Annotated in this window: 10 protein-coding genes; 3 read left to right on the top strand and 7 right to left on the bottom strand. The window is 55.6% G+C overall.

All coding sequences use genetic code 11. The features are described from left to right. Nucleotides 1-41: 41 nt before the first annotated feature. Entirely contained in the window at nucleotides 42-1,061 is a 1,020-nt protein-coding gene (locus FC49_RS04775; RefSeq protein ID WP_056984408.1) for an ABC transporter substrate-binding protein, read from the bottom strand. 127 nt (nucleotides 1,062-1,188) lie between these two features. Here FC49_RS04775 and FC49_RS04770 point away from each other — a divergent pair, with 127 nt between their 5' ends. Both FC49_RS04770 and FC49_RS04765 read left to right on the top strand, forming a co-directional pair. Continuing rightward, on the top strand, nucleotides 1,189-2,157 hold the full coding sequence (locus tag FC49_RS04770; protein WP_003711368.1) for a hypothetical protein: 969 nt from the start codon (nucleotides 1,189-1,191) through the stop codon (nucleotides 2,155-2,157). A gap of 11 nt (nucleotides 2,158-2,168) precedes the next feature. Next, complete coding sequence (locus FC49_RS04765; RefSeq protein ID WP_003711326.1) at nucleotides 2,169-2,597, top strand: hypothetical protein; 429 nt, start codon at nucleotides 2,169-2,171, stop codon at nucleotides 2,595-2,597. A 186-nt stretch (nucleotides 2,598-2,783) separates the two neighbouring features. Here FC49_RS04765 and FC49_RS04760 read toward each other — a convergent pair whose 3' ends face one another. Further along, the gene (locus tag FC49_RS04760) at nucleotides 2,784-3,269 is read right to left on the bottom strand and encodes a DUF1836 domain-containing protein (protein ID WP_003711362.1); all 486 of its coding nucleotides are present in this window, start codon (nucleotides 3,267-3,269) and stop codon (nucleotides 2,784-2,786) included. A gap of 147 nt (nucleotides 3,270-3,416) precedes the next feature. Between FC49_RS04760 and FC49_RS04755 the strand changes: the two genes are divergently transcribed. Then, nucleotides 3,417-4,253: a DegV family protein gene (locus FC49_RS04755; RefSeq protein WP_003711353.1), complete on the top strand. Its 837-nt coding sequence runs from the start codon at nucleotides 3,417-3,419 to the stop codon at nucleotides 4,251-4,253. 256 nt (nucleotides 4,254-4,509) lie between these two features. Here FC49_RS04755 and FC49_RS10150 read toward each other — a convergent pair whose 3' ends face one another. The 5 genes from FC49_RS10150 to FC49_RS04735 form a co-directional block, all read right to left on the bottom strand. Continuing rightward, nucleotides 4,510-6,375, bottom strand: a complete 1,866-nt coding sequence (locus tag FC49_RS10150) for a peptidoglycan amidohydrolase family protein (RefSeq protein WP_235804869.1) — start codon at nucleotides 6,373-6,375, stop codon at nucleotides 4,510-4,512. Then, on the bottom strand, nucleotides 6,350-7,450 hold the full coding sequence (locus FC49_RS10145) for a KxYKxGKxW signal peptide domain-containing protein (protein WP_235804868.1): 1,101 nt from the start codon (nucleotides 7,448-7,450) through the stop codon (nucleotides 6,350-6,352). Before FC49_RS10145 ends, FC49_RS10150 begins: the two co-directional genes overlap by 26 nt. A 13-nt stretch (nucleotides 7,451-7,463) precedes the next feature. Further along, entirely contained in the window at nucleotides 7,464-10,100 is a 2,637-nt protein-coding gene (locus FC49_RS04745) for a serine hydrolase (RefSeq protein ID WP_056984407.1), read from the bottom strand. 130 nt (nucleotides 10,101-10,230) lie between these two features. Further along, the gene (locus FC49_RS04740; RefSeq protein ID WP_003715465.1) at nucleotides 10,231-10,494 is read right to left on the bottom strand and encodes a hypothetical protein; all 264 of its coding nucleotides are present in this window, start codon (nucleotides 10,492-10,494) and stop codon (nucleotides 10,231-10,233) included. Between the two features lie 228 nt (nucleotides 10,495-10,722). Further along, nucleotides 10,723-12,576, bottom strand: coding sequence for a DUF6933 domain-containing protein (locus FC49_RS04735; protein WP_056984406.1), 1,854 nt, complete (start codon nucleotides 12,574-12,576; stop codon nucleotides 10,723-10,725). Nucleotides 12,577-12,593: the final 17 nt, after the last annotated feature.

Below are 12,593 nucleotides of genomic sequence, written 5' to 3'. Positions count from 1 at the left end.
AAAACCGGTGAAGGATTCTTAATCCGTGCTTTAATTAGGGCTTAATTTTCGCCCGCTAAAATCTGTTGGGCTTGGTGTTTCGATAATTGATAGTGGTAATAGCGGGCGTAGAAGTCCTGTGTCTGCTTAACCATGTCAATTCCCTTCATCTGGGCCGGGTGCAGCTTCTGCGCCGCCCACAACACCTGCAGTGCTTCTTCTGCACTGTAACGATCCCAAGGGAACGTACCTTGAGGATTCCCATAAACCCGGCCTTGCTTAACCGCCGTTAGCTGACGGAGCTGCGGGTCCCTCTTTAAAGCACGCCGGGCCGCCTGGTTAGAGCTGCTGCCAACAATGATCACGTCCGGATTAGCCTTGACTAGTTCTTCCGCCGTCACGGTAACCTGGTTGCCCCGCCTGGTGATCGCGTTCTGCCCGCCCGCGATCTTAATCCACTGGTCAACGATTGTGTGTCGGCCATCAACCTTTGTCAAGTCAGCAGAATTGACAAAGTGAACCACCGTTGGGCGCTGCTGGATCCCTTCTAAACGGCGGTTGACCAGCTTGATGTTGCTATCTAGTTCCTGGTTATACTGTCGAGCAAGTTGGGGTGCCCGGCCGCCAAGAATCGTGGCCGTTAGGGTTACGGACCGTTTCAGACCGGCAAAATCAGTGTACATTGCGTTCACGGTTGGCAGTTTAGCCTGTCGGGCCGTTTTAACCTGGGCCGGATCCGCGGCGATTACCACATCCGGCTTCGTCTTTAGCAGTTCCTCAACTTGAATCTGGTTACCAGCAAAGGGCGCCGTCACCTTTTTGATCCCCGGGTCAACGGTTGTAAACCAGGATTGTTTCTTAATTAATGGGGTTGTGGCCACCAGCTTTTTTTGCCCGTCTAATAGCAAAACGACCTGGTTATTGGCGTGCCACAGGTCAGCCAGCCGTCGGACATGGCGTGGAATACGAACCGTCTGCCCGTCCATATCCTTAACCGTCCGGGTCGAACTTGCCTTGACAGCGGGACTAGCCAGCAAAAGGGCGAGCGCTGCTAGCAGGACCCCCCAGCATCTTTTTTTCATCACATTCAACTCCTTCTCCTTTATCATACTATTTTGCGCGTTAAAAGATAATCAGGGTTTTCATCAATATCCCTAATTCTATTTGCCGCCGGTCTTTCTTATAATGGGGCTAGAATGGAGGACGATCATGAAACCACACCAGTATGACTTTAAGGAAGCAGCCTACCACCGTCTCAAACAGGATCAGGCTTTTCAAAACGTTTTTGATTTCCCCGACTTCGTTGAAATGCGGCCGGTCATCCGGGAGGCTGTCCAAACGATCGCCCGGCAAGGCGTTGACCACCCTGTACTGCCGGTCCAAGTAGAGCGGCTGACTATCGAACTTGAGCGCCAATTAGAACGGGAAACTCGTAAGTACCAATCCCAGGGTGGGGTCTATCCCAATCAAAAAAATGAATTGGGTAACTTGACCCGTCTTTATACCCGACTGCTCCAGGCAATCAGCCAGCGTCCTATCATTGACCAGGAAATCGAAGACATTATTTACGCCGTCAACCAGACCCGACTGAGCCTCAGCAAACTGCCGCCCCTGGTCGGGAGTGGAAAGCTGTACGAAGATGGCCACGACCGGGAATTAAGGCCGCATACCTTCTACTACCTGATTGCTCAGCACCTGGTCCGCCCCTACTTAATCGATCAGGCAGGTGCCATGGTTCCCCAAAACGTCAATAAGGAGGGCCGCCAACTAGTCGCCCGACTAACCGTCTATGCCTACCGGGACTGGGATGCCTACCTGACCCACCAGTACGATGAGCAGCATAACATTAAAAACCGGCGCGGATTGACCAGCCGGGAATATTACAACCAGCTTGAAACCAATGAGCTGAAATACGTCGACCACGCCTATGCCGACGTCCTTGCGGATTGCTTTACCGACTTCACCCACCTGGTTGTTCCCAACTACCTGGACCACGTCGACATTATGACGACCAACCTCGACGAACTGTTTAGCCATGCTCCCCTCCTCCGGATCAAGTTTGGGCAGCTCGTAGACCAGCACTTCCTAGTCGATGATCAGGGCCGCGAACACATCCTAGACGCCCCGGTCAAAGACATTCGTCAAAAGTACCAATACTACCGTGAACACTTTAGTTAGGAGAATGAAAAATGCATCCTGAAATCCGCCCCGAGATGAAACTGGGAATGAAGGAATTTGAAAATACCATGTTCATGCTGACAACTGCGCCGACCGAACTCAATATTGACCGCTTCGCTATCCAAGGCGACCTGTACCCCCAGCGGTTAGATGACGTGGCTTGGGCGCTGCCGGCCTACCTCGCAAGCGACTTCAGTCTCTTCTTCGTTTTTGCTCCCAATGTTGGCGGCCGTTGGGCCATTTCTTGTTCCCAGGCAACGGTCACTGCTGACCGGCAGGTAACCGCAATGAGTGAAACCGTACCGACGGGGATGGGATTAAACGCGGTCAACGAATTAAGTCCCAGCGGCGCGGTCGAACTAGTGGCCTACCTCAAAACGTTAGAGGTTAACCACCTGGGCTATTTTGACGAGCACATCGCTGAACACTTTCGGCCTTGAAACCGGCTTCCACAATGAACAAAAACTGCTTAAAAAATATCTGGCCTAACTAGCAAAGCCGGACGGTGAATCTGCAATTGATCCATCGTCCGGCTCTTCATATTAAGGCGTTCCATAGTTTCTTCCCAAACTCGCCTATTTTTAATTAACAGCGCCCTCCGGTAAACAATTGGCTGCCCCCATCGCTTACTGCCCTTCAAAGAACTGGTAAAGGTATTCCCGATAAGCAAAGGCCATGATCACATTGCGCAGCATTTGCTTTTGCTTGGTCTGCTCATGCCCCACCCGTTCTAACTGGTCCTGCTGGCCAAAGACGTACCGGGAAACGTTGCCCAGCTCCTCAGCAAAGTAATTATAGGCCACCCTGGTCTGGTAGCTTTCGCGCTGGATTTGAATCGCCTTGTACAAGTTGCTCTGCTCCAGGACGTTTTTTGCGACCACAATAAACAGCAGCTGGGCAATCTGCTCGCGCCGGTACAGTTTCTTCTGCGGCCGGGTCACCAACTGGTGCTTAACGTAATTGCTAACCATCGAGCTGGTGACCTTGACGCTCGGAAAGGGCGCCACGCATTTTTGCAGGTAGGTCACGACCTGGTTCAAGTAGAGCCCCATGTCTGGCAGCTCCTGGTACGGCGGCAGGTTAAATTTTTCATTGACTTCGTCTGCACTCATTCGGCTATTCCTCCTGGGTCCCATTTTACCGATTCGCCAGTTTCGGTGTCAACAGCGCTCTTAACGATAAGTTTTTTAAAAACCGTTGACAAGTTTCGCTAAAATGGCTATGCTGTTAAAAATAATTACCAATGGGAGATCAACAAGATGATAGTTAAAATTATTACGGACTCTGGTGCCAATTCGTTTGAACCGCTGATTGGCGGAGTTCCGCACCGCAGCGTTCCCCTGACCCTAATCGTCAACGGCCAGTCATGGTCAGACGACCCCCAATTAGACCTGGCCAACTTCCAGCAAGCGCTTAAAAACACCAAGACGGCCACATCCTCGGCCTGCCCAAGCGTGGGGGCCTGGCTCCAGTCCTTTGCCGGCGCAGACCAGGTATACGTCCTGACTATTACCAGTGCCCTGTCCGGCAGCTACAACTCCGCCGTGCAGGCCGCAAAGCTATACCTGGCGGACCACCCCGAAACCAAGATTCACGTCTTCGACACCAAGTCGGCCGGTCCCCAGGTCAGGCTGCTCGCTTCCCAGCTGGCAATTCTCATCAACCACCAGTACCCCTTTGACGAAATTATCCAGCTCATGAACCAGCAGATCCAGCAGACCGACCTGCTCTTCGTCCTCGCGGAACTCGACAACCTCGCCAATAACGGCCGGGTGAGTCCGGCAATTGCCAAGCTGACCCACCTGCTCAACCTCTATGTCTACGGCACCGCCAGTGATGTGGGGGCATTTAAGCTGCTCGGCAAACTGCGGGGCGGCAAACGAATGCTGCATAAGATCGTTACGGTCATGGAAAAGCAGGGCTACATCGGCGGCCGGGTCTTCATTGACCACGTTGACTGCCGGGAAAAAGCGGCGCGCTTAGCGAGTGCGATTAGCGCCCGCTACCCCAACGCCATCATTAACATCACAGCCTGCGGGGCCCTGTGTTCCTACTACGCGGAAAGCGGCGGTTTAATGATCGGCTTTGAAAAATAGTCCGGTAATACGCAAACGAGGAGGCTGGGAGAAAACGTTTTTTCTCACCAGCCTCTTGCTAGTTCTTAACTATTACTAAGATAACGTGGAAAACCTACAGGCTAACTTCGTGTCGTAACCACAAGGCTATTTGCCTACGAACGATCGCCGGCCCGTTCCGTGCCAACTATCGTTCTAGGTTAGCCACACGCCTTGTCGAGGAGGTTATTTCCCACTCTCTCGTTTCATTGATAACCGTCACGGACCAGCAAGGCGGTTAATTCCGGCCCTGGTCAGCCAGCCGAAAGACGTACTGGTACTTTCGCCCGTGGCTGTTCCAATACCAATCATAGCCGACCTCTTGAACCGCGGTACCCGGTTGGCCCTGGGTCAGCCAGCAGACTGAAATCGCCCGCTGGTTATCAGACGAACCACTAGCAATCACGATGTGGCGGCTCTCCCATGGATTATTGATGTGCCCCCAGATGACAATATCACCATACTGGGGGATGTACTCATTATCACCCTGGTAGATCAGCCGGTAGCCGTTCTGCAACAGGTACGGCGTAATGTTGCTCGTGGCGTAAACGTACGCGGGTGCCGTCGCCCCGGCCGCTTGCAGGGCGGCCGTCATCGAACCGGAACAATCCGCGGTCCCGTCACTGCCGTTGCGGGCGCCGCGCTGGGAATAGGTTAGCCTTCCTTCGTGTTCCACAAACCAGTTGATGATTCGGGCTGAGAACTGACCGTTCGTCATCCGGCCGTCCGCACCAAAGTAGACCCCATCTACCCACCGGTTTGTCACTGGCTGGCGGGTTGTCGGGTCAAAGTAGTAGGTGTTTCCCGCAAAGCGCTGAATCCCCCGTGGGTCGGCCACCGCCGCTGGAATATAGAACGGGGCGGCGTACCAGTCGGTATAGTGACCATTTCCGCCCTGGTCATCGCTGTAACGATGGATCAGCTGGATCGTTTGCCCATACATATTAGCCGGAATCGCAAACGACGCGGCAAAACCGGCCTGGTCATTTCCCAGGATTGCCGGGAAGCTGGCTGTGACGTCAGGGCGCGCAGTCAGGTCGGTCAGCCGCCAGCGCTTCAGCTCACTCCCGTTTTGCCCAAGTGCAATCAGGTACTGGTAGGGTTTGCCGGCGGTTTGGTCACTAATGTGCCAACCAGCAAGCTGCAATGTAGTCGGTGTAACAACCAGCTGATCGAGGTAGCCAGCACTGTTTGAATAAATCGGACTGGCTTGGTCAGAAGCGTTGCCGTTCCCCGCCGGGTCATCGGTAAAGCGGACCAGCACCTGCATTTGCTGGCCGACCTTGGCCGGGTCAAAGTGAACAACGGTGTTGAAGCCACTATTCAGGCTGTTAAAGGTCTGCGGGTAAAGGCGGGCAATATCAGGCCGGGCCGTTAAGGTCAGCTGACTCCGGCCAATCTCGCGGCCATCGCTAAGCACGATCACGTAGGCATATGGTCTTGCCGGTGCGCTGCTATCAACGGCCCAGCCAGCAAGCCGCAGGCCCGCAGCCGTCATTTGAAGCTGGTCAAAGTAAAAACTGCGCCGATTTGCTAGCGGCAAGCTGAGCCACTCATCGGTGTACTGGCCGTCCCCGCCGTTGCCGTTCGGGTCAGCCGACGTTGAATAGCGGCTGACTACTGAATACTGGTGCTGGGGGTCCAGGTGCCAGTTTGTCAAGTCAAAACTACCGCTAAAGCCAGACCGGGCCGCCGTCGCAATTGCCGGAAAGGCCCGGCCAACGTCGGGCCGTGCGACTGGCTGGCTCATCGTTACGGCCACCTGGCGGCCAGCCGTATTATCAAACAGGATCAGGTTGTGGTTGCTTTCAAAGCGGGTAATATCATTGGCGTGCCAACCGGTCACCTTGAGCTGGTGACCGTTGGACCAGTCAAAACCATCCAGGTGCGCCAGATTTTCCGTGGGGCCGGCAAGCGGTGGAAACCAGTAATCAACGTAGTCACTGTTGCCGTCCGCACTGCCGCTGTAACGGCTAATCAACTGCAGCTGATGGTTAAAATTGAGCCGGTTGGCCTGAAAGCCGGCCCGAAAGCCCGCGTTAGCCGCGTTGTTAATCAGTGGAAACGCGCGGGCAACGTCAGGACGCGAGGTTGGTAACTTCAATTCGCCCAACTTCCTGATTATTCGCGGTCCGGTCAAGCAGAATTAAGTAGTGGTGACCGCGGCCACTGGCCTGATTAGCGGCGTGCCAGCCGCTGGCCACCAGCTGGCCACCGACCACGCTGATGTTATCAAGGTTCGCAACGTTCTCCTGCCCCAGGCGGACTGGCGGAAACCAGTAGTCAACGTAGTCACTGTTGCCGTCCGCCGATGAGGTATAGCGGCTAATGATGGTTAACTCGGCACCGCAGCTCACCACCCCGGCCGGTAACGTCAACCGGTCGGCAAAGCCGGAATTCCCCGCATTAACGATTCCTGAAAAAGCCCGCGCAACGTCGGGACGAGCAACGTTATCGACCTTAATCCGCCCCAATTCACGGTTGTGGTCACTGGAATCCAGCACGATGAGGTAATGATTGGGCTTGTCCGCCGCCAGGTTGGTTGCGTGCCAGCCGGTAATGGTCAGCTGGTTAGCACTCAGCTGAACCTGATCCAAGTGCGCCGCGTTGCTTGAATCGATTTTAACGGGCGCAAACCAGTAGTCGACCGGGTTGCCGTTGCCCGCCAGATCATCGGTATAGCGGCTCACCACTTGGATGGCGTCACCATGCGCAATCGCGGCCGGGGTCAGCGCCAACTGGGCCTGAAAGCCCGCGGTAGCTGCTCCATATACATCGTGGACCCGTGCCACATCTGGGCGGGCAACGGGGGTCTGCACTTGAACCCGGCTGAGTTCCCGCTGGGCTGTTTGGTCATAGGCAATCAGCCAGTGGTTCGGCCGGTTCACCGCCGCGTTAGTTGCGTGCCAGCCGCTGACGTTCAGCTGACCCTGCTGGGTTAACTGAACCGAATCCAGGGCCGCGTAGTTGCCCTGATCCGCTTTATTATAACTGCTGTTTACAGTTTGCGGGGCAGGCTGGGCAACCACGCTAGTCTGCGTGGTCGCCTGCCAGGCCGACGTTACCGTGTCAGCAGAGGTCGTTGTGCTGCTCCCAATTTGAATTCCGAGCGCGAGGGCAAAGAGCGTTGCCGCGACCCAGAGTTTCCCCCGTTTATACATTTTTTTATGTTCCTTCACTTTATTCTCCCCCTTAACCAATGATCGACCGGGTTACCTGGGCCAACTGTTCAATTACCACCCGCGCGTTTGTCAGTGGCTTGCCTTCCGTGTAAATCGCAATCGTGTACTTGTTCGGAATGTAGCCAATGCTGCTGACGTTCCAGGCATATGGATTGTCGATATAGTTCCAGCCGTCCTTGATGTAGAAGTTGCTGCTGCCAGCAGAAATCCCCCAGTTTTGGGCTGGCGACACGGTATTCATCAGGTACTTAATGTAGTTGCGGGAACCGTCGTTCAGGTAGTCCGAGTGCGGCTTTAAGAAAATTTCGTTGAGTACTTTCAACTGGTCGGCGGCCGTCGTTACCGTCCAGCCCCAGTGCTCGCCGGTGTAGGAAGAGTTCATCCCCAACGCACGGAAGATGGCATTAATCCCGCCGTTACCGCCGAGGTAATTAGCAGTAATCGTTGAGGTGGCATTGTTGTCGCTATAACGAATCATCCGTTGCGCCAGGTCCTGCTGGTAGCCGTTGAGGTTGCCGCCGGTATTGTGCATCAGGAGCGATAAAATGCTGACCTTAACCGAGCTGGCCGTAATAAATTGGTGTCCCGGTGCGTTAGTCCACGAGATCACCTGACCCGTGGACGGCAGCTGAATGGCGATGTCGACCGGGGCACCAAAGTTATTGATAATTTGGCTCCAAGCCGCAACTAACCGCTGGGCGTAACTGTTGACATCCACTGGTCCCGACCAGTAGTCGGTATACTGACGGTTGCCGGCCGCATCGGTGCTATAGCGGTGAATAATCCGAACGACATGGTGCTGCATCTGGTCAGGGATTGTGAACCCGATCTGGAAACCAGAGTGGTCGCTATTGTAAATCGCCGGAAAGGCCCGGCCAACGTCAGCCCGCTCCCGGCTCGCATCGGGAACACTAACCCGGTACAATTCCTGCCCGCTTTGGGCATCGAGGAAGATGAGGTACTGGTACTTTTGGTTTACGGACGTGTTAGCAGCGTGCCAGCCGCTGACGTACATCCCGCTCCCATTGACATTGATCGTATCAAAGTTGCCGACGTTAGCAGCGTAGCCCTGGCTCCACTGGTCACTGGCGTTCCCGTTGCCAGCTTGATCGTCGGTAAAGCGCAGGATCACTTGCAGGTTGCCAGTCACCATTGCAGGGTCCAAATTAACCACGTCGTCAAAGCCGCTGTACAGGCTCCCGAAGGTCGTCCGGTAGAGTTTTTGAATATCGGGCCGCGCGCGGAGGGTCAGCTGTTTTCTGGCCACCTCCTTGCCATCGTTCATTACGATTGCGTAGGCGTATTGCCGGTCACTGTGTTTTGCGTCGACCATCCACCCGGCGACGTGGAGGCCGTCACTGGTCATCTTAATATTATCCAGCCAGGAAGCCCGCTGGTCGAGCGTCACCGGTGCAAACCAGTAGTCGGTATACTGACCGCCGCTACCATTTCCGGCACTGCTGGTGGAGTAGCGGCTCACCACTGAATAGCTGTGGCCCGCTGGCAGGGAAGCGGCCGCGAGGTCAAAGCTCCCGGTAAATCCAGCACGGGCGGCCGTCACAACGTTCGGTAGGCTTCTCGCCACGTCCGGACGGTTGGCGGTAACCGCGGTCGTAACGGTAACCTGACGCTGAGCGGTGTTATCAAAGAGGATTAGAAAGTGATTGTTTTCCAAGCGAGAAATATCATTGGCGTGCCAGCCGACCACTTTCAGCTGGTGCCCGTCGGATAGGTCAAAGCCATCCAGGTAGCCCTGGTTCGTTTCGTTGCCGCAAATCGGGTTAAACCAGTAGTCAACGTAGTCGCTGTTGCCATCCGCGCTGCCGCTGTACCGGCTAATCGCCTGCAGCTGGTGGCTGAAATTCATGTTTGTCGTGCTAAGCTGGACCGAAAATCCGGCCTGGCCCGCATTGCTGACCAACGGGTAGACCTTCGCAACGTCGGGCCGGGCAACTGCCGCGTTGACCTTAACCCGGCCAACCTCTTGCCCAGTCGTCCGGTCAAGCACGATTACCCAATGGTACGGCCGGCTAGCGGCCGCATTGGTTGCGTGCCAGCCGCTTAGCTGCAATTGCCCCTTAACAACACTGACCCCGTCAAGGCTGGCGGCGTTTTGTTGGCCCAAAGCAAGCGGGCTGAACCAGTAATCAAGGTAATCGCTATTGCCATCCGCACTGCCGGAGTAGCGGCTGATGACCGTCAGGGTATCCCCGCGGGCAATCACGTCGTTGGGCAAGGCAATTTGGGCGCGGAATCCGGACCGGTCCGCGTTCATAATCCCGGGATAGACCCGCCCTAAGTCTGGGCGTGCACAAGGCGCAACCTTGATTCGCGTAAGTTCCCGGTTATGGTCGCTGCTGTCGAGAACAATGATATAATGGTTGGCCTTGTTGGCCGCCTGATTGCTGGCGTGCCAGCCGGTTAGCGTTAACTGGCCATCGCTCAGCGTCACCTGATCCAGCCAGGCAACGTTTTGCCGGTCCAGCGCAAAGGGACTGAACCAGTAATCAACGTAGTCCTGGTTGCCGGCCGCATCGCGACTAAACCGGCTGATAATAGAAATCGAGTCGCCGCGGGCAATCGGGTCAGCGCCCAGGGTCAGCTGACCTTGGAAACCGGACTGCCCGGCATTATAAACATCGTGCACCCGGGCAACATCCGGGCGGCTAGCGGGCGTGGTAACCTGAACCCGGCTAAGCTCGGTGTGAGTCGTCTGGTCGTAAGCAATCAGCCAGTGGGTAGGCCGGTCAAGGGAGGCGTTCGTAGCGTGCCAGCCGCTAACTTCTACCCCCCCCCAGATTGTTCAGCTTTACACTATCTAGGTTTGCGTAGTTACCCTGGTCCTGGTGGTCATAACTAACAGCCGGGGCGGTTGGCTGATCAGTAGCGGACGTGCTTAGTTTGCTAGTGGTCGCCCCAGCAGGCGCCTGGTCCACGACGGCGGTCACCAGCGGCTGCTGAACGCCCGTATCGGCGGCAGCACTGTCGTTGTCAGCCGCGATTCCCCACGCCAGTGCCAGGATGGTCGCGGTTAACCACAATTTTCCCTTCTTAATATAGTTTTTTGTGCTCTTTAGTCATTTAGTAATCCCCCAATTTTAAATTTTCTCGTCAATTCTACTATACGAGCTTGGTTTGCGGCACCGTTTTCATTAATCTGCTGATTGTTTCAGTTAACGACCGAAAGCGGCCTCCCGAGGTTGACGTTAACCGTCTTCGGGAGGCCGCTTTGCAGGTCCTCTAATTTAAATTAGTAGTTTCAAGTCTGCCTAGCCCAACGTTGGAATGTCCAGCTCACTCAGCTGCTCAACGATGGCGTTCTTTTGCTCCTCGGTCAGGTCATCGAGGAAGGCCGTCCCAATAACGATATCCAATGGATCGACCCGGGCCGACTTGATTTCTGCCGTCACCGCAGGGGTTAATTGCTGGTGCCGCTGGACTTCATCAATTACCGATACTCGCTGGTCGCGCTCGGCCATCGTCAGGCCGCGGCGGACAAACAATCGCAGGCCCGGAACTAACTCCCGCAGTGCGGCCCGCCACTGCTCCCGGTCCGCCGGATTCGTCCAGGTATAGCCCTGAGCGGCCAGCTCCCGTTCCAAGGCTGCCTGGTTGTCGTCAAATGACTGAATAAACTGGTGATTAAACAGGCGGCGCACCCGGGAGGTCCACTGCAAAGCATCTGCTCGCGGCACGTGTGCGTTTTGTTCAAGGCTCTGCTGGTACTTCTGAACCGCCAGGACATCTTCCTGGTAGCCAGAAAGCCGGTACTTCAGCAGCTGGTCCTTATTCGGCAGATAAAAGGGCAGGCCCAGCTGGTCAGTCAGCAGGTTTTGCTGCAATTCCTGACGGTAAATCGCCGGATGGATAATTGATACATCGCCACCGACCTCGTCAATGATGAAGGCCGGGTCCTGGTCACCACGATGGGCCTCAAACCAGTCCGCCATGCGGTGGGGACCGGCCGGCAGCTGGGGATTCTGCTTCAGGATCATCCGGTAGGCCTGGTCGCAGGAAATCAGTCCGTAAAGGTTGGCAAAGGCCGCGCAGTAACTGGCAAGCAGCTGCTCCGTGTCCGCATCAAAAATGGGCAGGCTCAGCTGGTCCGGCCTGAAGAAATTAGCAAAGTCCAAATTGTCCAGAATGCTGCTCTCCTCCAGTTCCGGGTCCATGAGCTGGTAGGTCAGTGCTTCCTTATTTTCCTTCAGCTCCGCAGCGCTTAGCAGGCCCTGGTCATGGATATACTGGAAGAACTTCTTTAAGGCCGTCCGCACCTGGCGCATTTCATTAAAGGTCGCCCCGTGGGCCAGCGGTGTCTCCAAGTCAGTGGCGGTCGAGCCATAGATGGTCCCGAGCTGGTAGGCAACAATGCTGTTGAGGAAGAATTCCAGCCGCTCCTGGTGGCGGTGCATGGTCTTGGCGCTTAGCCCGTCTGGGTTGGCCGTAACGAAGGCATCAATTAACAGCTGGTTTAATTCACCAATCCGCGCCACGTTTTTTTCGTAATCCGTTTCGGGAATTTTACTGCGGTGGTCCTCAATGTAGCGGAGCTGGTTGGTCGCGTTTTGCAAGCGGCGGTCCGCACCCGCCGGCTGGGCGGCTGGCGTTGTGCTCTCTTGCCATGCCGGCAAATCGGTAAAGATCACCGTCTTGGTCAGGGAATTATCTTCAGTGACCGCACGCTTTAACTGCTGCGCCAGGCTCGCCAGTGTTTGCCGGTCCCGACTGCCAACCAGCGGCTTGTTATCCCGGATTGCCTGGGTTAGGTTGCCGACCACCCCGCGGTTGATCGTCCGGTTAATTTCCCATGGTCCCGCCTGCCTCAGGTACTGGCGAATCTGCTGGTTCGTCAACCCCAAGCGGTGGAGCTGGTTGCTTAGCTGCTCCTCAAAGAGCTCCTGCAGGCGCGGGTAGTCATGCGCATAAACGTTTGGCAGGACCACCAGCAGGTCCGCAGCATCATTAATGAAGGCAACCTGCCGGTGGTGCTGGACGGAAAAGTAGGTCACGTGCCAGGAATACAGCGGGTTGGCAAGGGCCGCGGCCTTAGCTGCCGCCGGATCCTTGACCGGTGGGTAATTGCGAAAGACCGACTGGGCCTTAGCGGTGACGTTAATATACATAAAGTGATGTTCCCCCT

This window comes from Limosilactobacillus oris DSM 4864 (assembly GCF_001434465.1).
Taxonomy (GTDB): domain Bacteria; phylum Bacillota; class Bacilli; order Lactobacillales; family Lactobacillaceae; genus Limosilactobacillus; species Limosilactobacillus oris.
Note: the sequence above shows the minus strand (reverse complement) of the source record. Positions and strands in the feature narration are given on the sequence as shown.